At 64.6% G+C, this 26074-nt stretch carries 20 protein-coding genes and 1 pseudogene; 1 reads left to right on the plus strand and 20 read right to left on the minus strand.

Annotation, left to right across the window (positions count from 1 at the left end; translation table 11 throughout):
- Positions 1 to 37: 37 nt before the first annotated feature.
- The 20 genes and pseudogenes from D3242_RS01900 to ftsZ form a co-directional block, all read right to left on the minus strand.
- The gene (locus tag D3242_RS01900; protein ID WP_019856827.1) at positions 38 to 1078 is read right to left on the minus strand and encodes a 2-hydroxyacid dehydrogenase; all 1041 of its coding nucleotides are present in this window, start codon (positions 1076 to 1078) and stop codon (positions 38 to 40) included.
- 15 nt (positions 1079 to 1093) lie between these two features.
- Entirely contained in the window at positions 1094 to 2647 is a 1554-nt protein-coding gene (locus tag D3242_RS01905) for an FGGY-family carbohydrate kinase (protein WP_019856826.1), read from the minus strand.
- Entirely contained in the window at positions 2647 to 3771 is a 1125-nt protein-coding gene (locus tag D3242_RS01910) for an ABC transporter ATP-binding protein (RefSeq protein WP_038645239.1), read from the minus strand. Before D3242_RS01910 ends, D3242_RS01905 begins: the two co-directional genes overlap by 1 nt.
- Complete coding sequence (locus D3242_RS01915) at positions 3768 to 4886, minus strand: ABC transporter ATP-binding protein (protein ID WP_064983245.1); 1119 nt, start codon at positions 4884 to 4886, stop codon at positions 3768 to 3770. The genes D3242_RS01910 and D3242_RS01915 overlap by 4 nt, the downstream gene beginning before the upstream one ends.
- Before the next feature lie 2 nt (positions 4887 to 4888).
- Positions 4889 to 5746, minus strand: coding sequence for a carbohydrate ABC transporter permease (locus D3242_RS01920; RefSeq protein WP_019856823.1), 858 nt, complete (start codon positions 5744 to 5746; stop codon positions 4889 to 4891).
- Between the two features lie 9 nt (positions 5747 to 5755).
- Positions 5756 to 6679: a carbohydrate ABC transporter permease gene (locus tag D3242_RS01925; protein ID WP_027046585.1), complete on the minus strand. Its 924-nt coding sequence runs from the start codon at positions 6677 to 6679 to the stop codon at positions 5756 to 5758.
- A gap of 159 nt (positions 6680 to 6838) precedes the next feature.
- Positions 6839 to 8284, minus strand: a complete 1446-nt coding sequence (locus D3242_RS01930) for an ABC transporter substrate-binding protein (RefSeq protein ID WP_019856821.1) — start codon at positions 8282 to 8284, stop codon at positions 6839 to 6841.
- A gap of 45 nt (positions 8285 to 8329) precedes the next feature.
- Positions 8330 to 9304 carry a sugar-binding transcriptional regulator gene (locus D3242_RS01935; RefSeq protein ID WP_019856820.1) on the minus strand — a complete coding sequence of 325 codons (975 nt, stop codon included), beginning with the start codon at positions 9302 to 9304 and terminating at the stop codon, positions 8330 to 8332.
- 169 nt (positions 9305 to 9473) lie between these two features.
- A complete protein-coding gene (locus D3242_RS01940; protein ID WP_223217769.1) occupies positions 9474 to 10778 on the minus strand; it encodes a VWA domain-containing protein in 1305 nt (434 codons plus the stop codon).
- Positions 10771 to 13013: pseudogene (locus tag D3242_RS34445) on the minus strand (DUF5682 family protein). The gene D3242_RS01940 and the pseudogene D3242_RS34445 overlap by 8 nt, the downstream one beginning before the upstream one ends.
- A 4-nt stretch (positions 13014 to 13017) precedes the next feature.
- Positions 13018 to 14097 (minus strand): ATP-binding protein, encoded by a 1080-nt coding sequence (locus D3242_RS01950; RefSeq protein ID WP_038645231.1) that lies wholly within the window; start codon positions 14095 to 14097, stop codon positions 13018 to 13020.
- A 19-nt stretch (positions 14098 to 14116) separates the two neighbouring features.
- A complete protein-coding gene (locus tag D3242_RS01955) occupies positions 14117 to 15556 on the minus strand; it encodes a DUF5691 domain-containing protein (RefSeq protein ID WP_064983247.1) in 1440 nt (479 codons plus the stop codon).
- Positions 15553 to 16938: an SWIM zinc finger family protein gene (locus D3242_RS01960; protein ID WP_223217770.1), complete on the minus strand. Its 1386-nt coding sequence runs from the start codon at positions 16936 to 16938 to the stop codon at positions 15553 to 15555. Before D3242_RS01960 ends, D3242_RS01955 begins: the two co-directional genes overlap by 4 nt.
- 123 nt (positions 16939 to 17061) lie before the next feature.
- The gene (locus tag D3242_RS01965) at positions 17062 to 18342 is read right to left on the minus strand and encodes an MGH1-like glycoside hydrolase domain-containing protein (RefSeq protein WP_064983581.1); all 1281 of its coding nucleotides are present in this window, start codon (positions 18340 to 18342) and stop codon (positions 17062 to 17064) included.
- A 22-nt stretch (positions 18343 to 18364) separates the two neighbouring features.
- Positions 18365 to 19405: an ABC transporter ATP-binding protein gene (locus tag D3242_RS01970; protein WP_064983251.1), complete on the minus strand. Its 1041-nt coding sequence runs from the start codon at positions 19403 to 19405 to the stop codon at positions 18365 to 18367.
- A gap of 21 nt (positions 19406 to 19426) precedes the next feature.
- A complete protein-coding gene (locus D3242_RS01975; RefSeq protein ID WP_202380028.1) occupies positions 19427 to 20263 on the minus strand; it encodes a carbohydrate ABC transporter permease in 837 nt (278 codons plus the stop codon).
- Between the two features lie 5 nt (positions 20264 to 20268).
- Entirely contained in the window at positions 20269 to 21114 is an 846-nt protein-coding gene (locus D3242_RS01980) for a carbohydrate ABC transporter permease (RefSeq protein ID WP_064983254.1), read from the minus strand.
- 147 nt (positions 21115 to 21261) lie between these two features.
- Positions 21262 to 22533 carry an ABC transporter substrate-binding protein gene (locus tag D3242_RS01985; RefSeq protein WP_064983255.1) on the minus strand — a complete coding sequence of 424 codons (1272 nt, stop codon included), beginning with the start codon at positions 22531 to 22533 and terminating at the stop codon, positions 21262 to 21264.
- Positions 22534 to 22568: 35 nt separating this feature from the next.
- On the minus strand, positions 22569 to 23612 hold the full coding sequence (locus tag D3242_RS01990; protein ID WP_064983257.1) for a substrate-binding domain-containing protein: 1044 nt from the start codon (positions 23610 to 23612) through the stop codon (positions 22569 to 22571).
- 180 nt (positions 23613 to 23792) lie between these two features.
- The gene (ftsZ, locus tag D3242_RS01995; protein WP_064983259.1) at positions 23793 to 24830 is read right to left on the minus strand and encodes a cell division protein FtsZ; all 1038 of its coding nucleotides are present in this window, start codon (positions 24828 to 24830) and stop codon (positions 23793 to 23795) included.
- A 391-nt stretch (positions 24831 to 25221) separates the two neighbouring features.
- Between ftsZ and D3242_RS02000 the strand changes: the two genes are divergently transcribed.
- Positions 25222 to 25920, plus strand: coding sequence for a GntR family transcriptional regulator (locus D3242_RS02000; RefSeq protein WP_064983261.1), 699 nt, complete (start codon positions 25222 to 25224; stop codon positions 25918 to 25920).
- The last annotated feature ends 154 nt before the right edge of the window (positions 25921 to 26074 follow it).

Consider the following 26074-nt stretch of genomic DNA (forward strand, 5'->3'; position numbering starts at 1 on the left):
AGCCTCGATGTCGATTTGAAAAGTCATGGCCACCGCCTCAGCACGGATTGACCGGAGGCAGGCCGGCGAGGTAGCGGCGCACCTCTTCGGCGGCCTTTTCGGCGGCATAAGTGACGGTGCGCACCGAAGCGCCGGCGATGTGCGGCGTCAGCGTCACGTTGGGAAGCAGCAGCAAGGGCCAGTCCGACGGCACCGGCTCGACCGCGAAAGTCTCCAGCATGGCGCTGGCGATCTGCCCTGAAACCAGCGCCTCGTAGAGCGCGTCATAGTCGACCAGAGGCCCGCGCGCGGTGTTGATGAGAATCACGCCCGGTTTCATCAGCGCGATGGTGTCCTTGCCGATGAGGCCGCGCGTCTCCTCGGTCACCCGGGGATGCAACGTGACCACGTCGGAGCGGACGAGGAGATTGTCCAGAGCGACGAGTTCGACACCGGCATTGCGGTCGTCGGCACTCAACTGCACATAGGGGTCGCAAACCAGGACGTGGCAGCCGAAGGCGCGCAGCAGTCGAACGACCTTGGTGCCGATGTTGCCATAGCCGATGACGCCGACGGTCATTTCGCTGAGCTCGCGGCCAGTGCGGTCGGCGCGGTAGAGGTCGCCGCGCCATTCGCCCTTGCGCAAGGCCTCGTGGCCGACCCGGATCAGCCGCGTCTCGGCCAGGATAGCGCCGAGGGTGAACTCGGCGACGGCCGTCGCGTTTCGGCCGGGCACGTTGACCACCGTGATGCGATGTGCCCTGGCCGCCACCATGTCGATGTTGATCGGGCCGCCGCGCGAAACCGCGACCAGTCTAAGCGCCGGCAAGCGCCGCATCATGGCCTCCGACAGGGGCGCCAGCTGGGTGACGAGGATCTCGGCATCGCCGATGAAATCAACGATCTCGTCGGGATGGCCGAAATACTCCTTGACCTTGTCGAGGCCGAGCGCCGGATTGCCGAATTCCATCGGTTCATCGGGCCAGGCCGTCTGCAATGTCCTGATATCGAGGTCGCCACGCGAGACTTTCTCGATCTCGGTACGGAAAACCTGCGGAAGCATGAAGTTGTCGCCAATGATCGCTATTTTCTTACGCATACTCGACTTCTCAATTCAATTTGCCTGCGACGCCGCCATTGCGCGCCAGACCGGCCGCAGCGCCTGGTGTGCCAACATGTAGGACGGGGTCATCTTGTCGTAGATCGCGGCGAGGCTGCGGTCGCTCGGCTCGGCCTCGCCAAGCAGCGGTGTCACCCATTCGCCGACGCATTCGTCCATGGACGGGTAGAGACCGACGCAGACAGCGGCGATCATTGCCGCGCCCGCGGCGCCCGCCTCCTCGCGCGCGCTGGTGCGAATATCGGCCCCCACCGCCGCACCCAGGATCTTGCGCAGCGCCGGGCTTCTGGCCGCACCGCCGGTCAGGCGGACTTCGCGCGGCAATGGCCCCATGGCGGCGTAGCAGTCGCGTGCCGCGAAGGCCAAGCCCTCGAAGACGGCGCGAACGAGGTCGGCATAGCCGTGCCGTGAGGAAATGCCGACAAAGCCGGCCCTGGCATTGGCATCGACGAACGGCCCCCGCTCACCGGCTTCCGACACATAGGGCTGATAGAGCAGCGAGGCCGGCTGCGCGGCCGCGATCCAGGCATCGACCAGCGCGATCATCTCGCCATTGCTGCGCGATATGCCTTGCGAGGCGAGAATGCCCGAGGCGAGCCCAAGCACCCAGTCGATGTTGAGCGTCGCCGCCATGTTGGACTGCATCTGCGCGAACACGCCGGGCGCCGGCATCGCCATCGTATAACCGGTCGCCGCTTCGTTCAGTTGCACGTCCTCAGGGGTTTCGGCCAGCCGCATATGCATGCCGGTGGACCCGATGATCGAGCAGCCGGGCTTGCGCAGGCGGTCGAGCAGGCCGGCGCCGAGCGCGGTGCAGACGACGTCGACATAGCCGAGCACGACCGGCGTGCCGGCCAGCATCCCGGTGGCGTCGGCCGCTGCCTGCGACAGGGCGGTGCTGTGCCTGGTGCCATCGACGATCGGCGGCAGCAGATGCCGGAGATCGGCGACGCCAAGCACGTCGAGCACATCGTCGCTATAGTCGCGGGTGTGGAAATCGCCGAAGGTGAAGGTGCCCTCGGACGGATCGGTGGCGCGTTCACCGGTCAGCTTGAAATAGAGCCAGTCCTTGCAGTGGAAGGCGGTTGCCGCCTTGCCGAGCATTTCGGGCATGGTGCGCTTCATGAAGACGAATTGCGAACCCTGCTGGCAGGCGGCGAGCCCGCTGCCGGTCTTCTCGAAGCGGAGCCGATCCTCGGGCCGCGCGCGGATTTCCTCGACAATGGCCGCGGCGCGCGCGTCGAGCCAGAGCCAGCCCTTGGCGACCGGCTCGCCCTTGGCGTCGATCAGCCAGGTGCCGTCGCCTTGGCCGGTCACGGCGATCGCCACGGTCCGGCTGGCGAGATTGGGCACTTCGTCGGCGAGCTGGCGCAAGGTCGTGGCGGCATCGCTCCATGTGCGCGCCAGATCCTGTTCGGCGCCGCCACCCGGCAGCGTTTCATAATGGTTCGGCAGCGCGGCGGCGGCAATCTGCCGGCCAGACGTGTCGAAGGCGATTGACTTGATGACGGAGGTGCCGGCGTCGATGCCGATCAGTATGTCACGCATCAGGCAAGCTCCATGCCGTGCGAAATCGCCTTGCCGCTCGCCTGATCGAAGACATGAAGATTCTTCGGATCGATGCTGACATTGATCGGCGCACCCAGATCGAGGCGGGTGCGGTCATGCTCGACCAGGACCAGCGAGCCGCCGGCAAAATCGGCGGCTATGTGGGTCTGGTCGCCGAGCCACTGGTTGGCCGAAACCCGGGCGGGAACACCCTCCTTCGAGCGCCGGACCGCGTAAGGCCTGATGCCGATCACCACCCGCTCGCGGCTGAGCAACTGATCGCGAACCGGAGCGCTGAAGGCGTCCTTGTCGTAGTCGAGCGACAGGCCGTCGGGAAGCTTGAGATTGATGCGGCCTGCGGCGGTTGCGACATAGGCCTCGAAGACGTTCATCGGCGGCTCGCCGACGAAGGTGCCGGTGAACAGGTTTGCCGGACGTTCCTTGATCCGGTCCGGCGTGTCGAACTGCTGCAGCACGCCGCCTTCCATCACCGCGATGCGGTCGGCAAGCGCATTGGCTTCGGTCTGGTCGTGGGTGACCAGGATCGCGGTCAGGCCGCGCTCCTTGATGAAGTGTTTGATTCGGCCGCGCAGCACGGCGCGCAACTGCGGCTCGAGCTGCCCCATCGGCTCGTCGAGCAGATGCAGATCAGCCTCGCGGATCAGCGCCCGGCCGAGGCTGGCGCGCTGCTGCTGACCGCCGGAGATCGAGCTTGGGTAGCGCTCCAATATGTCCTCGATCTCGAGCAGTTTGGCGATGCTGGCGACTTTGGCGTCGACCTCGCTTTTCGGCAGCCGGGCAGCCTTGAGCGCAAAAGCCATGTTCTCGCGCACGGTCAGCGGTGGATAGAGCGAATAGCCTTCGAAGGCCATCGCCACATTGCGTTTGACCGGCGGTAAGGTGTGCACCTGACGGCCGCCAACCGAGATGGCGCCCCGCGACACCTCCTCGAAACCGGCGATCATGCGCAGCGTCGACGTCTTGCCGCAGCCGGACGAGCCAAGCAGGGCGACGATCTCGCCCTTGCCGATTTCCATCGTCAGGTTCTTGACCGCGTGCACGCCCCTGTCGATCGGACCGTAGAACTTGTCAACACCTGATATGGTGAGCGCGCTCTGGCTCATGCCGCTTCTCCATTGCGCAAGGCGACGACGTTCTTGGAACCGATGCGGTCGCCGCTGGCGTGATCGAACAGCAAGGCGCTCTTGCCGTCGACGGCGATATGGGCCTTGCCTTCGCTGCGGCCCGGCGTTCCGGCCGGGCGCGAGACCAGGATTTCGCGGCCGCGCACGGTGCGCACAAGTGTGACGATCTTTTCGTTGAGCGGCGTCTCGGCCTCGACCGTCACCGGAATGGCGCCAGGAATGCCCTCCTCGACGAAACTCAGCGCTTCCGGCCGCAGACCGATGACGCAATCGCGGCCAACCGCCGCGTCGTAAGCGCCGGACAGATGGACCTGGACGTTCGACAGGCCGACATAGATGCCCTTGGCATCGCGCGAAGGCTTGACGTCGAGCAAGTTGATGGTGGGGTCGCCGAACAGCCGCGCGATCTCGATATTGGCCGGTTCGCGATAGATCTGCTCGGGCGTGCCGAGCTGCCGGATGACGCCTTGCGACATCACCGCGATGCGGTCGCCGAGCGCCATGGCTTCCTTGTAGTCCTGGGTGACATAGACGACGGTGGCGCCGCGATCGGCAAGCAAACGCGGCAGTTCGAGCCGCATCTCGAAACGCAGCTTGGCGTCGACATTGCGCAAGGGGTCGTCGAGCAACAGAAGCGGCGGCGAACCGACCAAAGCGCGGGCAAGCGCCGTACGCTGCTTCTGGCCGTTGGAGAGCGCGCGCGGCTTGTGGGAGAGCACATGGGCGATCTTCAACAGCTTGGCGACACTTTCGACGCCGGCCTTGATGGCGCCCGGCGAGGACCGCTTTGCCTCCAGAGGCGTTGCGATGTTGTCGAACGCGCTCATATGCGGAAACAGCGCGAAATTCTGGAACGCCATGCCGACGCCACGAAATTCCGCATCGACATCGGTCATGTCGTCGCCGCCGATGAAGATCTTGCCCTCATCCGGATCGATGACGCCGGCGACCAGGCGCAGCAGTACCGTCTTGCCGGCGCCGGACGGGCCGAACAGCACGAGGGTTTCGCCGTCGGCAACCGTCAGCGACAGATTGTCGAGGACGGTCTGGCTCTTGTAGCGCTTGACGATGTTTTTGAGTTCGAGGCTGGCCATGTCTATCCTTTCACCGCGCCAAGCGAGAGGCCTTCGACGAGATAGCGCTGCGCATAGAGGGCGAGCGCCAGCGTCGGCGTGATCGAGAGCACGATGGCCGCCGAGATCTGGCCGTACTGGATGCCCGAGGAGGTGATGAAGGCAAGCGCGCCGACCGTCACCGGCTGCTTGTCGGCCGAGGCCAGCACCAGGGCGAAGACGAAATTGTTCCAGGCGAAGATGAAGGCGAGCAGGCCGGCGGCGGCGATGCCGGGACCGGCGAGCGGCAGCGCGATCTTGCGGAAGGTGGCGAACCAGGAATGGCCGCCGATGCGGTAGGCATATTCGATGTCGGCCGGAATATCCTCGAAATAGCCGCGCACGATCCAGAGGATCAGCGGCAGGCAGATCAGCTGGTAGACCCAGATCAGGCCGATATAGGTGTTGGCGAGCCCGAGCTTCTGGAAATAGAGGGTGAGCGGCAACAGCACCAGAAGCGCCGGCGCGAATTTGAACGACAGCAGCGTGAAGGCGATGTCCTCCGAGCCGCGGAATTTGTGGCGCGCGAAGGCGTAGGCCGCCGGCACACCGAGCAGCAACGAGACCGCCACTGAGGTCACCGACAGGAACACCGAATTCCCGAGGTTGCGCATGAAGGCGATGTCGAGCGTGCCGGCGGCGGTCATCAGCTTGCCGGTGATCAGCGCGGTGTAATTGGCGAGCGTCGGCTCGAAGATCAGCTGCGGCGGGATGCGCAGGATCGTCTCGTTGGTCTGGAACGACATCATGAAAATCCAGACGATCGGGAACATGAAGAAGATCACGACCAGCGTCAGGGCTATGCCACGCAGGATGCGCTCGAGAAGCGAGGTATGTTCCATCCCGGCCTCCTATGCCTGGCCACGGGCGCGTTCGCGCAGCCGCAGCCAGTTCTTGATGAAAATGTTGGAGAGGAAATAGGTGATCGCCCACAGGATGATCATCAGTGCCGCCGAACGGCCGACATTGGTCGACTGGAAGAAGTTGAGATAGGCCTCGACCTGGAAGACGGTCAGCGTGTCGCCCGGCCCCCCTTGTGTCATGGCATAGATGATATCGAACTGCTGGATGGAATCGAGCAGCCGAAACAGCGTCGCCGTCAGGATGTAGGGCGTCAGCATCGGCAGCGTGATGCGGAAGAAGACGAAGCTTCGCGGCACGCCATCGAGCGCCGCCGCTTCGAAGGGCTGCGTCGGCAGGCTGCGCAGGCCGGCGAGCAGCAGGATCATGATGAAGGGCGTGTAGACCCAGATATCGACGAGCACCACCGTGAACAGCGCCGTCGACGGCGACGACGCCCAGCGGAAATCCTGCAGGCCAATGAGGCTGGCGAGATAGCTCAAGACGCCGAAGCCGGGATTGGTCATCAGCTTCCACATCAGCGCGGCAAGTGCGGGCGCCGTCATCAGCGGCATCAACAGCATGATCGAGATGAAATTGTTCAGCGTCGAGCGCTTCTGTAGCAGCAAGGCGATGGCGAGGCCGAGAAGCAGTTCCAGCACGACGGTGGTGCCGGCATAGAGCAGCGACACCTTGAGCGTGTTCCAGAATTTCGGATCGGTGAAGAAGGAGATGTAGTTGTCGCCCCAGTTGAACTGCCGCGCCCAAGGCTGGCTGAGCCGGTAGCGCTGGAAGGAATAGACCACCGAGGTCAGGAACGGGATCAGGATGCCGATGCAGACGAGCAAGGCCGGCAGGCTGAGCACATAGGGCAGCACCTTCTTGCTGATCCTGAAGCCGGATGGCTTGGGCCTTTGCGATACCACCGCAGTCATCGAGCTGCTCCGTTGTTGCTGTCGCTTCGCCCTGCCGGCCGCCCAAGGGAGCAAGGCGACCGGTCGGGCGAAATAGCGGTCACCTTCCGGCACCGCATCGCAAGCTTGAAAAGGTGTGACGAGGGCCAGCCCGCCAGGCAGGCCGGCCCTCGTTGCGACTTAGCCGAGGCCGGCTTCCTTGAGCTGGCCATTGATGCTTTCGGCGAGCTTGTCGAGGCCTTCGTCGACCGGCACCTCCTTGGCCACCATCTTCTGCAGCGTCGCCGCCCATTCGGTGGTGAGATCGAAGAACAGCGGCTGCGCGGTGAACTTGATCGAGGCGCCGGGCGCGGAGGCGTCGAACATCTCGACATAGCCGGGATAGCTCTTGTTCAGCTTCTCGCGGAACATCTCGTCCTTCCAGACCGACTGGCGGACGGGATTGACGAAGTCCATCTTGGTCGCGCCGAACAGCCCATGCTCCGGCCCGGAGGCCCATTGCATGAAATACCAGGTGGCGTCCTTGTCCTTCGAGAAATTGGACATTGCCAGCGACCAGATCCAGATGTTGGGTGTCGCCGCCTTGGCTGCCGGGTTGGCCTTGAAGCTTGCGAAGGCGAGCTTGCCGGCCATCTTGTTGTCGCCGCCATTCATGAAGTAACCGAGGATATCGGCGTCGAAGATCATCGCCGAGGCGCCGGCGCCGAGATCGGTGCCGACCTGATACCAGGTGTAGGTCGACCAGTCCTTGGGGCCGCTCTCCTGGATCATCTGAACCCACTGCTTGTGGAAAGCCTTGGACTGGGCGGTGTTCATCGCGGCCGACAATTTGCCGTCTGCCGAAACGTTGAGGTCCTTCTGGTCAAAATTGGCGTAGGCCGACAGGAAGCCGGGATGGATCGTCGCCCAGGAACGCGAGCCACGCACGCCGATGCCATAGACGCCGCCACCGACATCCTTGGTGAGCTTGGCCGCCGCGGCGACCATCTCGTCCATGTTGCCGGGAATGGTGACGCCGGCCTTGTCGAACATCGCCTTGTTGTAGGTGATGTTGTTCTGTTCGAAGCCCCACGGAATGCACCACTGCTTGGCATCATCCGAACCCAGCGCGCCGCCGGGCTTGCCATTCCAGGCACAGGAATTCTTGACGCCGGGCAGGAAGTCGTCCCAGGCATAGTTCGGGTTGGTCTTGGCCGGATCCTTGATCCATTCGTTGAGGTCGGTGATCCAGCCGGCAGGGCCATAGGTCCAGGTCATGTAGGCGCCGGTCATGAAGGCATCATATTCGGGCGAGCTTGCCGAAAGGGCTGCCGTGACCTTGTCGAAATAGACGTCTTCCGGGAACACGTCATAGACGACGTTCATGCCGGTCAGCTTCTTGAAGTTCTCGAGATCGGCGATCATCGCATCGGCATAGGGATGCTTGTTGAGCAGGAGCTTGATGGTCTTGCCCTTGTGCGCCTGCCAGTCGAAGTCGGCGGCGAGCGCGCGTGTCTGCCCCAGATTGAGCAGCGTGCCGGCGGTGCCGGCGGCAAGGCCCATGGCACCCAGGCCCTTGATCAGCCCGCGACGGTCGACTTGTCCGCGCAGGAAGGCATCAATCAGGTCTTTCTCTTTCTCATGCATTTCGTCTTCTCCTCCACAGGGTAGTTTCAACTGAACCGTTGCCGGCTACCCGACCGGCGTCTCTTCCACGAGCGATCGCGCCGTCCGCTCGTCTGTTATCAGGCCCTTGAGATAGCGGCCTTCGAGCACCGACTTGATGGCGCGAACCTTGATCTTGCCGCCGGCGACGGCGACGATCCGGCGGCTGGCAATGTCCTCGCGCGTCAAGGCCAGCGCCCGGTTGGAAACGGTCGTCGCCACCGCCTTGCCGGCCTTGTCGAAGAAATGGCCAAGCAATTCGCCGACGCCGCCATTGCGGCGGATCTCCTCCATCTCGCCCTTTTCGATCATGCCGGTGGCAACCAGCGACGCCTCGCGCTCAGCGGTGCCAATGCCGGCGAACAACAGGTCGGCGGAGCGCGCGAGATCGAAGACCTCGCTGATGCCCTTCTGCCCGAGCAGGACGGTGCGGTCCTCGGCCGTGTTGGCGAACATCGGCACCGGCATGACATAGGCTTCGGCGCCGGTGCGTTCGGCCAGGCGGTGAATGACGTCATGCGGATTGGCCGAGAATTTACGCGTCAGGCCGCCCAGCAGCGAGACGAAGCGGATCTTGTCGGTCGAGGTGCGCGGCAGATATTCGACGCAGGCGGCAAGCGTGCGGCCATGGCCGACGCCGATCAGCGCTTCCTCGCCGCGCTCGATCTCGCGCTTGAGGAACTGCGCGCCGGCAATGCCGAGCGCCTTGAGCGGCAGATCCTCGGAATCGAAGTCCGGAACCACCTCGCAATAATCGAGGCCGTAGCGGCGGGACAGTTCATCCTCGAGCTCGACGCATTCCGACACTTCGCCGTCGATATAGACCTTCACCAACCCTTCCTGGTTGGCCTTGGTGATGAGGCGATGGGCCTTGAGGCTGGTCAGCCCCAGCCGCTTGGCGACCTCGGACTGGGTCAGGCCGCCGGCATAGTGAAGCCACGCGGCACGCGTCGCCATGCTGGTTTCGTCGTCGCGCAGGAGGCCGTTGCCGAACCCTACCATTTCCACCCTATGATATTTTTATCAGTTGCTGCAAAATTTTTCACAACGAGCGGTCGGAGTCAAGCGACCCCTTTTGCGAAATCGCGGGATGGCGATCGAAACGAGCTTTGGCCTTCTGTCTGGCGATGCCGATGAATGGCGATACGAGAGGCCCTATCCGGCGTGCAGGTCAGCACCGCCGGCTGTTCAAGCCAGGTTCTGGATTGCCGTTTTTTGATTGCGCCAGGTCGAGCGCGTGCTTACGCTTGGCCGCCGGACTCTCGTCCTCGGCGCGGACCAGCTTGATGTCGGCGCCTGCCGCCCATACGCCGACATCTTCCCGTCGCAAGGCCGCCGCCATCATGTCGGGAAACAGATCAGGCGTGCAGGCGAAGACCGGGATGCCCAGTGCCGCCACCGAGCCTGCCATCTTCGGGTCATAGCCCGGCCTGCCCTGATCGGTTAGCGCCAGAAGCACCACGACATTGACACCGGAGCGAACGAGTGACGCCAGCCGCTGCAGCAATTCCTGGCCGTTGCCGCCCTCATAAAGGTCGGTGATCAGCACCATATGCGACTTGGTCGGCCGCTCGATACGATCGGCGCAATAGGCGACGGCCTGGTTGATGTCGGTGCCGCCGCCAAGCTGCACGCCGAACAGGACCTCGACGGGATCGCTGAGTTCCTCGGTCAGGTCGACGATCGCCGTATCGAAGCAGACGAGCTTGGTCCGCACCACAGGCAAGGAAGCCATCACGGCGGCGAATATCGAGGCGTAAATCACCGAACTTGCCATCGAGCCGGACTGGTCGACGCACAGCACCACCTCGTCCAGGTCGACCAGTCTGCGCTGCTTTCGCATGAAGCCGACCAGCTTCTCCGGCACGATTGTCTTGTGCTCGGCCTGGTAATGGCGAAGGTTTGCCGAGATGGTGCGCGGCCAGTCAATGTCGCGCTGGCGTGGACGATTGGTGCGTTGCGACCGGTCGAGCGCGCCGCGGATCGCCTCGGCGGTCTTCTGTTCCAGCCGCTGCATCAGCTTGGCGACGATATCGGCGATGATGGTGCGCGCCATATCCTTGGTCTTGGCCGGCATGACCGAACGCAGCGAGATCAGGTCGGCGACGAGATTGACGTCGGCCTCGATCGCCTTGAGGAATTCCGGCTCCATCAGCATCTGCTTCAGATTGAGCCGCTCGAACGCATCCTTCTGGACGATCTGCACGACCTGCGCGGGAAAGAACGACCTGATATCGCCCATCCACTGCGCCACCCGGGGCGCCGAGCGGCCGAGCCCGCCGCGCCGCTTGCGCGGATCGGCCACCGTATCGCCGGCGCCATCGCCGTAGAGCGCATCGAGCGCCGCCGACAGTCGCTTGTCGGTGTCTGACAACGCCGACGATTTCTCATCGTCGGCACCGATCGCCAGGCGCCAGCGGCGCTCCCGGCCGTCGCCCGCGGGCTCCGTTTCGCCGATGTCGACTTCCTCATCCATTGCCGTTCCCGCTCATCAGCAAAGGTCCAAGTCGTTCCAGATGCCGGCGCCAGGCCTCATCGCCGTTTGGCGTCGGCGTCAGCCCTACTGGCAGGCGTCTGATACGACCGAGCACCGCTTCGATCAGCCGCCGCCGCTCCATCGAATCCAGATGCGAAAACACCCGGCGCAGCAGCGGCAGATGCGCGATGAAGGCGTCTTCGTCGAGGGATTTGAGCCAGGCATCGACCGCGCCGCGCAGGCTTTCATCATAGATCAACCTCTGACCAGCAGTGCTGAAAAAACCCTCGAAGAAGCCCGCGGCCTCGGTGACCGGCGTGCCCGGAGAGAGGCGCCGCTCGATCAGGCCGGCCGCGGCTTCGGCGGACAGATGGCCGGCTTCGTAAAGCAGGTGCGCGGCACACCCCGCGACCAGCGCCGTCGATCGAGATCCGTCGAGCACGGTCGCCAGTCCGTTGCGCCAGGCGTTCAGAACGTCCTGTGCCGGTTCGACGAGCTTGATCGCCTCATCAGCCTTGCGCATGGCGCCGACCAGGGCCGTCGAAGCCTGGGCATCGAGGTCGCGCGCGGCGTAGGCGAGCGCGATGCCGCCTTCGACGATCAGCCGTTCCAAAAGGCCGGACAAGCGTGCTGTTTCTGTCTTGCGGGCTTCACCATAGCGGATGATGTCAGCGAGCGGCGGCACCGACGCCAGGATTTCCAGGCATTCGCTGCTGCGCGCCGCGCGTTCCTCCAGTGCCGCCAGGCCGGCGGTCGAAGCCTCCGATAAATTGGCCGTAATGGCGCCCTGAACCAGCGCCGCCAGCGCGTCGAGCGATGTCGTGGCGCCGATCATCTGGATCAGCCGGCCGTTGGCGGCCTTTTCGATGGTCGGTCCATGGACGAGGTTCTCGACCAGGCGAACGGCATATTCCGGCTCCCATGACATGGTCCAGCGCTCGCGGAACGTGCCGCGGCTGCGGCCGCTGTCGGTGAGTTTGCCCCAGTGCACGCCAAGCACGTTCAAGCGATGCAGCAAGGTCGACCGGAACAGCCCGCTGTCGCTGCGCAGGTCGACCGACAATTCGCGCTCCAGCGCCTCCGGCTTCAGCCGCGCCGCCTTCTGGTTGCGCTGCAGATCCTCGATCAGCGGCGCCAGCGGGGTGTCGGTGGAATTTCACCGACATCGGCGCCCAGAAGCAGCTCGGCTTCGACCAGCGCCCACAGCACCGCTTCGCCGTTGAACAAAGCGGCGATCGCGGCGTCACGCAATTCCTCGAAGCCGGGCTTTGGCCGCTCGCGGATCGCAGCCAGCGTGCGTGCCAGCCTTTCGGCTTCGATCAGCGAGGCGGTGGAGACCATATGCCCCTTCGCCCGCAGCACCGCCGCGATCATGGCGAGCCACAGCGTCGCCGCGTCATGCCGGCCGCGCGTCTGCCAGAGATGCTTGCACCAACCGGGCGCGACGACACCGGCCCCGTAACCGAAACCGAGCGCCAGGCGCGGGCCTGTCCATGGCGCCCAGGTCATCGTGCTCTTGCGCCGGGCCAGCCCCTTGAGCAGGGCCTGGTCCTCCTTCTGCGGTCGCGTCGCCTGCAGTGCCGGCACATGGAAAGCGCCGCAGACGACAGCGATCGGCCCGTCGAATTCCTTGCGCGCGGCGGCGATTTCAAGCCGCATATGGGCTTCGCGTTTCGCCTCGAATTCCGCAAGCGGACCTTCGCCCTCGCGCAGCGTCGTCATCGCATCGGCGATCGCCGCGAAGATCGGGCCGGGCTGCGGGTTCTGCTCGATGATGTCGGCCCACCAGCTTTCGCCATCCTCATAGCCCGCGGCCTGCGCCAGCGTGCCGATCGGATCGCGCAGATGCGGCGCCATCTCAACCTCGACGGCGGCTTCCGTTCCATCGGCTTTTTCCGCAGCCTCAACCGGTGCGACCCGCGCCGAAGACGGCAGATCGATGAACCGGACAGTGGCTTTGTTGGAGAAGGCCCAGAGCGTGGCCTGATACTCCGGCGAGAACTCGGCAAAGGGCCAGAAGCTGGTCGCGGCCGGATCGTCTTCGGGATAGCACAGCAACGCCACCGGCGGCTGCATTTCGGGGCGGGCGAGAAATGACAGCAGCGCCGATGCGTCGGCCGGCCCCTCGATCAGTACTGCGGCCGGTTTCAACTCCTGCAACGCCTGCACCAGGCTGGCGGCGGAGCCGGGCCCGTGATGGCGTATGCCGAAATAGGAAACGTCGCTGTCCACCATGACGTCAGATCGCGGCGTTCAAGGCGGTGTAATAGCCGGCGTAGTCGGGCCGCTTCTTGAGCACGGTTTCCAGATACTCCTCCAGCACCAGCTTGTCCTGCACCGGATCCTTCACGATCGCACCGACAAGGCTGGCAGCGAGGCCTTCGGCGCCGAGCTTGCCACTGTCGAACCAAGCGGCCTGACTGAGCCCGCCAACCATGGTGGCGATTGCCTCCGCCGTGGACAGCGACCCGGACGGCGTCTTCAACGTCACCTTCCCGTCCGCCGTCGCGCCGGAGCGCAACTCTCGGAAAATGGTCAGCACGCGGGCAATCTCCTCGCCGACATTCTTCGGCACCGGAAGGTCGAGACCGCCGGCCATCTCGCCGACGCGTTTGGAGACGATCGCCACCTCCTCCGCCATGTCTTCGGGCAAAGGCAGCACGACGACGTTGAAGCGGCGCTTCAGCGCCGAGGACAGTTCGTTGACGCCCTTGTCGCGGTTGTTGGCGGTGGCGATGATGTTGAAGCCGCGCTGCGCGTAGATCGAGGTGTTGAGTTCGGGGATCGGCATCATCTTTTCGGACAGCACGGTGATCAGCGTGTCCTGCACATCCGAACCCATGCGCGTCAGTTCCTCGAGGCGGCAGAGCTTGCCGTCCTGCATGGCGCGGTAGAGCGGCGTCGGCACCAGTGCCTCCTGGCTTGGACCCTTGGCCAGAAGCTGCGCATAATTCCAACCATAGCGGATCTGGTTCTCGTCGGTGCCGGCCGTGCACTGCACGATCAGCGTCGAGTCGCCCATGATGGCGGCGGCGAGATGCTCCGACACCCAGGATTTGGCGGTCCCGGGAACACCAAGCAGCAACAATGCGCGGTCGGTGGCAAGCGTCGCCACGGCGGTTTCCATCAACCGGCGGCGGCCAACATATTTGGGCGTTATCAGCGTGCCGTCGTCAGCCTTTCCGCCAAGCAGGTAAGTCAGCACCGCCTTTGGCGACAGGCTCCAGCCGGCGGGCCTTTGCCGGTCGTCGTTGCGCGCGAGCGCCTGCAATTCGGCGGCGTAGGCCTGCTCGACCGGAAGACGGATGGCTGCGTTCATTTGCTGTTCTCCGGATTGATCATGTGTCGGTTGAAGGCCCTGCCAGGGATGCGTTGAGGCGCAGAAGACCAAGAGAAGGTGCTGCCGGCGCCATGCCGGCCGTGACGACATCGCCGATCAATCTTTCCGACGCCGCGGCCGTGGCGAGAAAGCCCAGCGTTTCCAGAAGCTGGTCGGCGCCGCGCTTTGCGGCCTCATCGTTTCCCGCGACGGCAGCGCACAGTGCCGGCAGCGTCTTGCCGTTGGTCAGGTCGGCCCAGTCCAGCCAGCCTGCCTCGACGCCCTCGGCCAGGCTGAGCGCACCGAGATAATACGTGTCCTTCAAGATCAGCCTGATCAGGTCCCGCTGCCTGCGACTGTCCAGGCGCGGCATCAAATGCAGGGCGAAAAGCGCCGGCTTGCCGCCCTCGGCGGCAAGCGTGTCGGCCAAGTGCGCGACCGCAGCGTCGCTGCCCGACGCGGCGACCATGCGGGAGACTAGGATATCGACATTGTTGTCGGCGCCGAACTGCCACGCGCCTATGAAGTCGGCTTCGGTGACGCCGAAGCGCGCTGCGAGGTCGATCAGGTTCCAGGTCTCGAACAGTTCGGCGCGGCGCCGCTCCTGCGCCGGGGATTTCAGCTTCGCCGGGGCGTAGGTGGTGCGGCGGCGGATGAAGCCGGATTTGCCTTCCGTGATGAAGGCGGCGAGTTCGGCTGTTGGATCTCCCGGCCCGCCATCGCCTGGCTGGCCATGCTCGCCCAACCGCGCCAGCATCCGGCCGGCCAATTCGCGCACCTTGCCGGAGCGGTCGGCGGACAGGCTTTTCAGGAACGGCACGTCACCGGCGCCCAGGCCGAAATGCATGAGCGCAATGAGCACAAGCCTGATCTCGGCTGGTTCGCTTGATCCCTTGGTCTCGATCAGTTGCCGGGCCACAGCGGGTGCTGTGCGGCGCATGTCGGCCAGCGCACTGCGGCGCGCGGCGGGATAGAATTCGTCCCAATTCTCAGCCGTCAGTTGCTCCCGGCTCGTGCGTTTTTCGCCGTCGACGCCCGCCTGCCAGTCGATCCAGGGTGCATAGACATCCGGACTGGTCTGATCCGACGCGGCCGGCATCCAGTCCATCGGATGCAGCACGAAGCCGCGGCTGGCGACGAGGGCCACCACGCGCGACTTGCCCCTTGCGTCGTCGGCGTGTTTCAGCGCCGCCCGCAACAGCGGCCGCAGCCGCCCCGGCAGCATCGGCAAGGCGAGTTCAGGCAGCGGCGGGCGACGCTTCAGCGTCTTCGGCGCGGCCGGCCGCAAGGCGATTTCGAGTGCTTGTGCGGCGATCGCCAGCAATCGGCGCTCACGCTCGTCGGGGCTGGCACCGGCGACGAACTCCTTCCAAGTGGCCGGAGCCAGCTCAAAGCTCGTTCCGCCGGTGATCCAGCAATCGCGCATGGTCGCAAGGCCTGTCTGCTCGATCTCGTTCACGACAGATCAAGCCTTCCGAAGCCGCTTTGCGCCGCCAGAAGATGAAGCCGGCCGCCGCTCCAAACCGCTGCCGTTGCCGCTAGGTCGAGACCAAGCAGCGTGGGACTGATGGTATCGGCGATCGGCAAGGCGATGCCATGCGGATCGTCAGTGGATTGCCACCAGGCGTCCCCCCGATCGTCCAGCAGGATCGCACCGGGGGGCAACAGGACAGGGCAATCGGTGAGCCAGGGGGCCGTGTCCTGGTGAGCGGCATGGGCCGCGAGCGGATCGGCTGCGCCCAAGCCGAAATCCGGCCATTGCCCTGACGTGACGTCGCCCCTGCGCTCCGCAACCAGCGCCCGCAAGGGCTGGCGCGCGGGATAAAAGACGAGCGTTGCATCGAAGCGATCGCCCGGCGTGAAGGCGTTAGACCGGCGACCGGCCGAGGCCGGGAAATAGTCGAGCAGGAGAGCAAATCGCGGGGCGGCGCTCTTCAGGTCGAGCAGCCAGGTCGAATGACTGACAAGGCCGTCACGGCGCGTCTCGATCTTTTCGCCGAGCACCTCCCAGAGGCTTTCGACCTGGATCGCGTCGGGATTGGCGAGCACCTGCTCGCGGCTTTCGGAAGTCGACACCAGCCGCCTCAGTTCGGCGTCGTCAGGTGCCTGTCGCCAGGCCTTGGCCAGCAGCACGAGCTTGCCGAGTTCGCGGATTGCGGCGTCTGGCCGTTCCTCGCTGCGCAGACCCATCAGCCGGGACGGAATCTCATCGATGCGGCCAGCAAGCGCCGTCGCCTTCATGTCGACCAGCCGCGCCGCAATGCGGCGGCACCGATCACTGCTGTTGTCGACAAAGCCTACAAGACCAAGCCGTAGCTGATCCGATATCCATTGATCGAGTTCGTCCAAAGCCGCCGAGACCGAGGACCGCGTATCCTCGTGGCGCTTGCGCTGCGCCGTCTCCCGGCGTTCGATCGCGGCTGCGTCCTCGACAGCGGCGCCTTCGTCGTTAAGCGAGGCCTCGCCGATGCTCTTGCCTGCCGCGCCGGGCGTCGGTGCAACCGGCGGCGATGTGGTCTTCCTGCGACGGCCGAGCCAATCGTTCACCCATTCCGGCGTCGAGCCGGCGGCGGCGAAACTCGCTGGCGCGGTGGCGGCGATCCACATCAGCGCCAAAGTGTGCTTGCAGGGAAATTTCCGCGACGGACAGGTGCATTTGTAGCCGTGGTCGCTGGTGTCGACGACGACGCGATAGGGGTTGGAGCCGGAGCCCTGGCATTCGCCCCAGATAAGCGCCAGTTCTTCGTTCTTTTCGAGCCGTGGCCAGTTCGATTGCTTGGTCAACTTGGACGCCGCGCTCAACGACGCCTGGTCGGGCGCGAGCGCTTCGATGGTTTTCAAGTCAAATTCCAAGCCGCGCCTCTCGTCGCTCGAACGAATTCCGGTCGCCAGTATAGATGGCCCGATATGACGGATTCTTGTAGCAGCAGAGGGATAGAGGTCGATACAGCGGGCTGCAAGCACTCAACTGGCGTTGCGCAGAAACTCTATCACCATTGCCGCCGTCCAGGTGAAGCGGCCGCCGCCGAGCGGCTCGCCGGTGAGAGGGTCGTAATATTCGGCAAAACCGCTTTCCCGAATTAGATCCAGGCTGGACTGGGTGATGCGTTGCGCGACCTTACCGTGGCCGGCGGCGGCTAGGCCATCTGATATCATGTAGTTGACCACCAGCCAGACCGGGCCGCGCCAATAGCGCTTGGCGTCGAAGCGCGGATCGCCGGGATCATGCGACGGCACGACATAGCGTGCCTTGCCGGCAAGCCGTTCGACGGTCGCGGCGATCGCGGCAGCACGAGGCTTGGGGATGGCCGCGAAAGCCGGAAGGATGCCGCCGACCGACGCGCTGTCGATCAGTTCGCCAGTGATGCGGTCGAGGCAGAGATACTGGCCGTGCACGTCGCTCCACAGCCGCTCCATGGCAACCAGGCCCTTTTTCGCGCGGGCGCGGTTGGCGGCGGCAATTTCGGTTTCGCCGAGCGTTTCGGCGAGATCGGCGAGATCGGCCGCGGCGCGGATCAGGATGGCGTTGAAGCCGGGATCGACGACCTGGAAGGGCGAGGCGTTGTGCAGCCTGGCATTGTCCCAGCCGAGCCCGCGAAAATGCTGCACCAGCCAGATGTAGCGGTCATACTGCTCGCGCGTTGGCCGATGCGCCGGATCGGCGTGCAAGGTGTCGCGGCGGGTGTAGGGCTCGACGCCTTCGGTCGGCACGCGCTCGAAGGCATCGTCCCAGTCGATGGAATTGTCGCGGCCGGACTCCCAGGGATGGATGATGGCGACCAGCCCCTCCCCCTTGGGATCACGGTTCTCGTAGAACCAGCGGTGCCAGGCATCGATTTTCGGCAGCAATGCGCGGGCTCGCTCCGCAGCCAGTTTCTTGTCGTTCGCCCGGTCGAACAGGCGGCGCGCGGCAAAGCCGGCGACCGCCGGCTGGGTGATGCCGGACGTCGCCGTCGGACGGCCAGTCCGCCAGACCTCGGGGCCGGGAAAATAGCCGTCGTTCCAGACATGGAAGACGATGTGCGGCACCATGCCGTCCGGCCACTGATGCGCGAACAAGGTCTCGATCTCGGTCCAGGCGCGCGCCTCGTCGTAATGGGCAAGGCCGAGCGCGGTCAGGCAGGAATCCCAGTTCCATTGGAAGGGATAGAGGCCTTTTGTCGGAATGGTGTAGGCGCCCTGGTCGTTCTCCCTGAGCACCTCGACGGCGCGGGCGATGATGTCACTTGTGGCGGAAACAGTCATGGGCGTTTCAGGGCTTTCGGCGTCAAAGGGCATTGGTGGTTTCGGGATCGAACCAGCGGATGCGGTCGGGTTTGGGAGCCAGGCGCAGGTCGTCGCCGACCTGAACGCTGGCGTTGGAGTCCAGGATGGCGCGGAACAGGCCGCCCTCGACATCGCAGGTAACCAGCGTGTGCGGCCCGAGCGGCTCGATGACGTGCACCGTGGCGCGCAAGCCCTCGCCGCCCGCATCGACATCCTCGGGACGGATGGCGAATTCTATTCTTGGCTTGTCCGACTTCGGGCCCGACAGCGTCAGTCCGGCAACGGTCCAGCTGCCGTTCGCGGCCTTGGCCGCCGGGATAAAATTCATCGGCGGATTACCGATGAAGGAGCCGACGAAACGCGCGGCCGGATTGCGGTAGACCTCGACCGGCGAGGCCGCCTGGACGATGCGGCCCTGATGCATGACGGCGATGCGGTCGGCAAGGCTCATCGCCTCGACCTGGTCGTGGGTGACATAGATGGTGGTGGTCTTCGACGCGGCGAGCACGCCCTTGAGCTCGGCGCGCATTTCCAGCCGCAGCAGCGCGTCTAGGTTCGACAGCGGCTCGTCCATCAGGATGACGTCGGGCTCCATGGCGAGCGCGCGTGCGACCGCGACACGCTGGCGCTGGCCGCCGGACAATTGGCCGGAATAGCGCTTCAGCAACTGCTCGATATGCATGAGCTCGGCGGTGCGGTTGACGCGGCGCTCGACCTCCTGCTGCGGCAATTTCTTCATGCGCAGGCCGAAGGCGATGTTCTCGAACACAGTCAGATGCGGAAAGACGGCATAGTTCTGGAACACCATGGCGATGCCGCGCTCGCGCGGCGGCAGATGGTCGACACGGCGGCCGCCGATCCAGACCTCGCCCTGGCTCGACCTCTCCAGCCCGGCGACGATCCTCAGCAGCGTGGTCTTGCCGCAGCCCGAGGCGCCGAGCAGCACCACGAATTCCTGGTCTGATATTGTGAGGTCGACCTGATGCAGCGCTGTGAAGCCGCCGAAGCGCTTGGCCACGCCCTTGATTGCGATTTCAGCCATGGGCCGTCTCCGTATAACGCGTCATCGGTTGGCGATCCCCCACATGGCGAAAAGGTATTTGCGGACGGCGAAGATGAAGATCAGCGCCGGCACGACCAGCGCCGCGCCGCCGGCGAATTTGAGATAGAGTGGCGATTCACCAAGGCTCTGCAGCAGGAACGCAGTCAGCGTGCGGTTTTCGATGGTCAGCACGGCGGCCGCGAATACCTCGTTCCAGGAGATGGTGAAGGCAAACACCGCCGAGGCGGCGATGCCGGGCAGCGCCAGCGGCAGGATCACCTTGCGGAACGCCTGCCAGCGCGTGCAGCCGAGCGTCCAGGCCGCCTCCTCGAGCTCGACGGGAATGCCGGAAAACAGCGAGAAGGCGATCAGTACGGCGAACGGCAGCGCCAGCGTGGTGTGCACCAGCGCCAGCCCGATGGCGGTGTCGTCGAGGCCAGTGCGGATGAACATCACTGCCAGCGGCAGCGCCAGAAGCGGCAGCGGGAAGGCGCGGGTCATCAGCACCAGGAAGCGGAACGCGCCCTTTCCCGGAAAATCGAAGCGCGACAGCGCGTAACCGGCCGGCGCGCCGAAGCCGATGGCCAGGATCATCGTCAGCGTGGCGACAAGCACCGAATTCCACAGCGCCCGGGCGACGCCGGCGAAATTGATGAAGAACGAAAGACTGCCGAGATCGAAGGACGGAAAGAAGCGCTTCGGGAAAGCCGTCACCTGGTCGGGCGACGACAGCGCGTTGACGATCAAGAGATAGATCGGCAGCAGCACCCAGACGCAAAGCAGGAGGGCGGTGGCGACCAGCAGCAAGTCGCCGGCCTTGCGTGCGTCGGCGGTCGCCGCAACCGGCGATTCGGTGATGGCGTTCATATCCGTGCTTCCTTGGGCACACGCAGCACCCTGAGGAAAAACAGCGTGAAGCCGATCGAGATGGCGAGGATGAGCAGCGCCGAGGCGGCGGCGACATTGCGGTCCTGCAGCGTGAATTGCCAGTTGTAGGTTTCGCCCATCAGCACCGGCAGGTTGGTGCCGCCGAGTGCCGCGACCACGGCGAAGACCTCGAAGGCGAGGATGACGCGCAGGATGATCGCCGTCTGCAGGCTGGGGCGCAGCAATGGCAGCGTGATACGCCGGAAGCGCTGCCACGGGCTTGCCCCGAACACCTCGGCCGCCTCGTAATATTCCTTGGGGATCAGGCCCATGCCGGCGACGAGGATGACCATCATGATTGCCGTGGCCCGCCAGATCTCGGCCAGCGCCACGGCGATGAAGATGGTCAGCTTGCTCTGGTAGCCGAGGAACATGACCGGCCTGTCGACGACGCCGAGGCTCGAAAGCAGCGTGTTGAGGAAGCCGGACTGATCGAAGATGGCGAGCCAGATCATCCCGGCGGCGAGATCGGAAATGCCGAGCGGAATGGCAAAGACATAGAGGGCCGCGCTGCGCCCGGTCTCCAGCCGCGACACCACGCTCGCCATCAGCAACGCCATGACCAGCTGGATCGGCACGACGATGGCCGCCAGCAGCAGCGTATTGCGGACGGTGACCGGGAATTTCCAGCTGCCGGCCATGGTGCGGAAATTGTCGAGGGTGAAGGCGCCGTCGCGGCTCACCGCCTCGAAGGCGACCAGCGCGAACGGGTAGAGGAAGAAGATGCAGAGGAACAGCGTCGCCGGCATCAGCAGCAGATAGGGCAGAGCCTTGCCGTGCATGGTGGTGTCCTTCGCGTGCTGCGGTCGAGTGCTGCGGTCTGGGCGCCCGGAGTGCAACAAACTCCGGGCGCCCCCTCGGGAGGATTCCTACTTTTGTTTGACCATGATCTTTTCCGAAAACCGGTTTCCACTTTTCGGGATCATGGTCTAATCGACCGGGCAAGCGCCGGCGGATGGCTTGTCGGGCGCCCAGCACGGCGCCTTCGACTGGTCGATGATCGCCTTGAGCGCCGCTGCTTCTTCGCCGAGCACGCCATGGACATCTTCGCCGCCGAGTACGATGCGCTCGAAGCTGTCGGTGTAGACCTGGTTGAACTTGCCGCCGAGGTCCCCGAGCCCCATCGGCAGCAGCGCCGGCAGCGCGTCGGGTGCAGCGGTCATGGTGGCGATCGCCGGGCCGAACGCCTTCACCGAGGCCGGCATGTCGTCGGGCAGCTTGACGTCGACGACCGGAAAGAAATTGGTCGCCTTGAGCGTGGCGATCTGGGTTTCAGGCTTCAGCATATAGGCAACCAGCGCCTTCGCCTTGTCCATGTCCGGCGCGGTCTTCGGAATGGCGACGCCGGCCACGACCGGCATGAAGCCGCGACCGGCAGGCCCGGCCGGCGCCGGGAAGGCGACGAAGTCGTCGGGCTTCTTGTTGAAGGCGTCGGCGAGCCGCGCTACATGGTCGAACGCCACCCAGACTTCGCCCGAGAGCAGCGGCTCCTGCATGAAGGCGTAATTGGTCGAGTTCGGGTTGGTGTACTGCCACAATTCCTTGAACTTGTTCCACGCCGTCTCGGCCTCGGCCGAACGGAATTTCGTGACCATCGAACCGGTGTAGGACGGATAGAGAAAGCCCTCGAAGAAGCGATGCTTCAGCCCCTTGGGGCCGGCCGGAAAGCCGAATTTCGGCGACCCGGTCTTTTCGGCGATATTCTTCGACCATTCGATCAGCTGGTCATAGGTGATGGTGTTGAGATCGGTGCCCGCCGGCAGATATTGCAGCGCCTGCTTGTTGGCGGCCATCAGATAGGTGGCCTGCATCCAGGGCATATATTTCTGTTCGCCGGTGCCGAGCATGCCGAGTTTCTTGTAGGCCTCGTTGACCTTGACCCCGCCGACATCGACAGCCGACAGGTCGACAAGGTTGGCGCCGACGGTGGAGAAATCGCCGTGCAGGCCGCCAAGCAGGCCGATGGTGCCGGAGCCGGCCTGCAATTCCGCCTGCAGGCGGGTGAGCCAGGGACCGTCCTCGGCGACCTGATAGTCGACGGGACCGTCGAAACCCTTCAGCACCTCGTCGCGCATCTTCTGGGTTTCCTCGACCGGCCGCGCCTGCGTCGACCAGAACAGCATCTGCTGGGCTTGCGCGCCGCCCGAAGCGATCGATAACGCCAGCGCGGCGCCGGTCAGTGTCTTCAACGCTTTCATCATGGTCTTCCTCCCTGGATATGCGCCGTCAGGCGGCGTCAGCTTCTTGTCTGCGGTGCGGGTCCATGGCTTGCCCGCGCAACCAGCGTCGGCCGGATCAGCCGCGTCAGCGGCTTGCCGGGTTTTTCGGCGATGACAGTGAGCAGCATGTCGGCGATCTCGCGCGCGCATTGCCGGATCGACGCGTCGAAAGTGGTCAGGCCCGGCGGCGCATAGGCCGACGCCGCAATGTTGTCGAAGCCGATGACGGAGAGCTCGCGCGGCATGCTGAAACCAGCGCGGGCAGCCTCCTCCATCACGGTCAACGCCAGTTCGTCGAACAGAGCGACGATGGCCGTCGGCCTGTCGGGGCCCCGCAACATCCGGTTGACGGCCTCGATGCGCGCCTGCTGGTCGAAGCGCGGCGCCGTGACCACGTCGAGCCGCACCGAGGGGTCGCCCCGCCGGGCGATGGCCGCGGCGAGGCCATCCTGCCTGAGATGGCGAAAGGTCATCGCCTCCGAGATCGTCACCAGGCCGAAGTGGCGATGGCCGAGCTCATAGAGCATGTCGAAGGCTTCGCCGAAGGCGTGCGCGCCATCCGTGTCGAGCCAGTTGTAGTCAAAGTCGCTGTCGAGCAGCCGGCCGTGCGCGACGAACGGAAAGCCACGCTCGCGCAGATAGGCAAGGCGCTCGTCGGTCTCGGCGATGCGGGTCACGACGACGCCATCGGCGCGCCCGGATTCAACGACGTGGCGCAGCACCGACAGCTCGGAATGGCCAAGCGCTGCCGTGGCCAGGATCAGGTCGGCGCCGTGCGACACCAGCCCTTCGCCGAGCCCGGTGACGAATTCGCCGAGGAAGGAATCGACGAGATTGGGGCCGCGTATCGGCAGGACGAGGCCGACGAAGCCGCTGCGGCCCGAGACAAGCGTGCGCGCTGCGGTGTTGGGCACATAGCCGGCCTGGCGCGCCGCCTGCGCGACGCGCTCACGCGTCTTCAGCGCAATCTGCTCATGGCCGGCAAGCGCCCGCGAAACCGTCGTGATCGACAGGTCGAGGCTTGCCGCAAGCTCCTTCAGCGTGATGACGCGGGTGGTCATCGATCCTCCCTCAGGCGAGTTTGAAACGTTTGTAATTGCCTTTTGCAAAAATGCAAACGTTTTAAACTTCGGTCGGGAATGGCCGTTTTGTCCAAAGTGGGGAGCGCAAGCGAATGCAGCGCGCCTGCGTCATTCCGCAGGCCGCCTGCCCGAGGCTCCCTTAAATTCGAAGAGAAAAAGCTACTGCAAGATCCTTGCGGCGGACGGCACGGAATGGTCATGCGCGATGCCGGCATCGGCCTCGCCCACGCCGAGCGCACGGTCGAGACCCGTCGCCACCACCGAGACCCTGAAGCGGCCTTCCATGCTCTTGTCGAAGATAGCGCCGACGATGATGTCGGCATCCTCGTAGACCTCCTCGCGGATGCGGGTGGCGGCCTCGTCGACCTCGAACAGGGTCATGTCGCGGCCGCCCGATATCGAGACCAGCACGCCCTTGGCGCCCTTCATCGACACTTCGTCGAGCAGCGGGTTGGCGATCGCGGCTTCAGCCGCTTTCATCGCCCGGCTTTCGCCCGACGCCTCGCCGGTTCCCATCATGGCGCGGCCCATGCCGCGCATGACCGATTTGACGTCGGCAAAATCGAGATTGATCAGACCTTCCTTGACGATGAGATCGGTGATGCAGCTGACGCCGGAATAAAGCACCCGGTCGGCGATGACGAACGCGTCGGCGAAGGTGGTCTTGGCATCGGCGATGCGGAACAGGTTCTGGTTCGGGATGACGATCACCGTGTCGGCGGCTTCGCGCAGCCGCTCGATGCCCTCCTCGGCCATCTGCATGCGGCGCCGGCCCTCGAAGGTGAAGGGCTTGGTAACGACACCCACCGTCAGTATGCCGGCCTTGCGTGCCGCCTGGGCAATGACCGGGGCAGCGCCGGTTCCGGTGCCGCCGCCCATGCCGGCGGTGACGAAGCACATATGCGTGCCGGCCAGATGATCCATGATCTCGTCGAGCGATTCCTCGGCGGCGGCACGGCCGATCTCAGGCAGCGATCCGGCACCAAGGCCTTCGGTGACGTGCGCGCCAAGCTGGATCAGCCGCGTCGCCTTCGACATGGTCAGCGCCTGGGCATCGGTGTTGGCGGCAATGAATTCGGTTCCCTGAAGCTGCTCCGCGATCATGTTGTTGATGGCGTTGCCGCCGCCGCCGCCGACACCGATAACGGTGATCTTGGGCCTCATCTCGGAGATTTCCGGCTTCTTGAACTCGGCCATGCCTGCTTCTCCTTCGCCAATTGCGCGCGCTTCACGACCCACGAGCAGACTGTCTGCAAGACATTGCAATCGAGCGGCATGACGCGAATCAGTCCGTTCGGATGGGTGCCCCAAAAAGCCAGAGAGCGGCCGGACGTGCAAGTGCGCGCAAGGTCAAGATTTGTGATCGCGATATTGCAAACCGCTACGCGGCTACCGCGTGCGCCGGAATCGTGCCGCGCGACCTGCCCTTGGCCGCATTGCTAACGGCTTGCCGCGTAACGATTGAGGCGTCTATCATGCGCCGATATATCGCTGACTTCGGCGCCCGCCGTGCTCGGCCCAATCAGGATCACCTGCGGCTGCCGTCGTCAGGCCAGATTTCAGAACGAATGAAGTAGCGCCCCCGCCAATGGCCGACAGAACACAATTCGGGTTGAGCGCCATCGACAGCGTACCCCTGCATGAGAAGGTCTATCTGGAGCTTGTGCGGGCGCTGATGTCCGGCCAGTTCACGCCGGGCCAGAAGCTGACATCGCGCAGGCTCGCCAAGGAACTCGGCACCAGCGACATGCCGGTGCGCAGCGCTTTCATGCGGCTGCAGGCATTGCGGGCGCTGAGCCCGATGCCGAACGGCAGTGTCGAGGTGCCGGTCATTTCGGCCGAACGGTTCTCGCAATTGACCGCCGTGCGCACGATCCTCGAAGGCTCGGCGACCGAACTCGCGACAAAACGCATCAACGGCAACAATCTGCGGGCGATCCGGCGCCACAGCAGCGAATTGACCCTGGCGGCGCGCGAGGGCGATATCGACGATTATCTCAGGAAGAATTACGCCTTCAAATTCTCGATCTATCGCCATTGCGGCAACGAGCAGATGATCTTCCTGATCGAGACCGTGTGGATGCAGGTCGGCCCCTTCCTCAGGAACCTCGCCATGGGCTTCGAGGACGATCTCGCCTCCATCCTCGACATCGACTATCACGAGGAAGTCGTCGCCGCGATCGAGGCGCAGGACGCGGCACGCGCTCGCGCGGCCATCGTTCGCGACATCGAAGAAGGCGCGGCGCACATCCTGCGCCAGGCCAGATTTCCGGGCGCCGGGCGCTAGGATCGCCGGGTGATAGTCGCTCGACCCAAAGGCCGATCAGGCCTGCCCGGCGGCAAAGCCGGCATGCCGAATGCCCCTTGGCTTTCCGCCTCCTAGCCTCTATGTTGCGATCGCAGATCGCGCAATTGGTTTTGAAATGCCTCCCGACATCCCA

The sequence above is a fragment of the Mesorhizobium jarvisii genome, assembly GCF_003601985.1.
GTDB lineage: Bacteria > Pseudomonadota > Alphaproteobacteria > Rhizobiales > Rhizobiaceae > Mesorhizobium > Mesorhizobium jarvisii.

Coding starts and splice junctions, on each gene's coding strand:
- ftsZ (WP_064983259.1), bottom strand. CDS start 24,830: ATGGCCGAGTTCAAGAAGCCGGAAATCTCCGAGATGAGGCCCAAGATC.
- D3242_RS01935 (WP_019856820.1), bottom strand. CDS start 9,304: ATGGTAGGGTTCGGCAACGGCCTCCTGCGCGACGACGAAACCAGCATG.
- D3242_RS01990 (WP_064983257.1), bottom strand. CDS start 23,612: ATGACCACCCGCGTCATCACGCTGAAGGAGCTTGCGGCAAGCCTCGAC.
- D3242_RS01950 (WP_038645231.1), bottom strand. CDS start 14,097: ATGAACGCAGCCATCCGTCTTCCGGTCGAGCAGGCCTACGCCGCCGAA.
- D3242_RS01910 (WP_038645239.1), bottom strand. CDS start 3,771: ATGAGCCAGAGCGCGCTCACCATATCAGGTGTTGACAAGTTCTACGGT.
- D3242_RS01930 (WP_019856821.1), bottom strand. CDS start 8,284: ATGCATGAGAAAGAGAAAGACCTGATTGATGCCTTCCTGCGCGGACAA.
- D3242_RS01940 (WP_223217769.1), bottom strand. CDS start 10,778: ATGGATGAGGAAGTCGACATCGGCGAAACGGAGCCCGCGGGCGACGGC.
- D3242_RS01925 (WP_027046585.1), bottom strand. CDS start 6,679: ATGACTGCGGTGGTATCGCAAAGGCCCAAGCCATCCGGCTTCAGGATC.
- D3242_RS01920 (WP_019856823.1), bottom strand. CDS start 5,746: ATGGAACATACCTCGCTTCTCGAGCGCATCCTGCGTGGCATAGCCCTG.
- D3242_RS01970 (WP_064983251.1), bottom strand. CDS start 19,405: ATGGCTGAAATCGCAATCAAGGGCGTGGCCAAGCGCTTCGGCGGCTTC.
- D3242_RS02000 (WP_064983261.1), top strand. CDS start 25,222: ATGGCCGACAGAACACAATTCGGGTTGAGCGCCATCGACAGCGTACCC.
- D3242_RS01900 (WP_019856827.1), bottom strand. CDS start 1,078: ATGCGTAAGAAAATAGCGATCATTGGCGACAACTTCATGCTTCCGCAG.
- D3242_RS01905 (WP_019856826.1), bottom strand. CDS start 2,647: ATGCGTGACATACTGATCGGCATCGACGCCGGCACCTCCGTCATCAAG.
- D3242_RS01985 (WP_064983255.1), bottom strand. CDS start 22,533: ATGATGAAAGCGTTGAAGACACTGACCGGCGCCGCGCTGGCGTTATCG.
- D3242_RS01980 (WP_064983254.1), bottom strand. CDS start 21,114: ATGCACGGCAAGGCTCTGCCCTATCTGCTGCTGATGCCGGCGACGCTG.
- D3242_RS01915 (WP_064983245.1), bottom strand. CDS start 4,886: ATGGCCAGCCTCGAACTCAAAAACATCGTCAAGCGCTACAAGAGCCAG.
- D3242_RS01965 (WP_064983581.1), bottom strand. CDS start 18,342: ATGACTGTTTCCGCCACAAGTGACATCATCGCCCGCGCCGTCGAGGTG.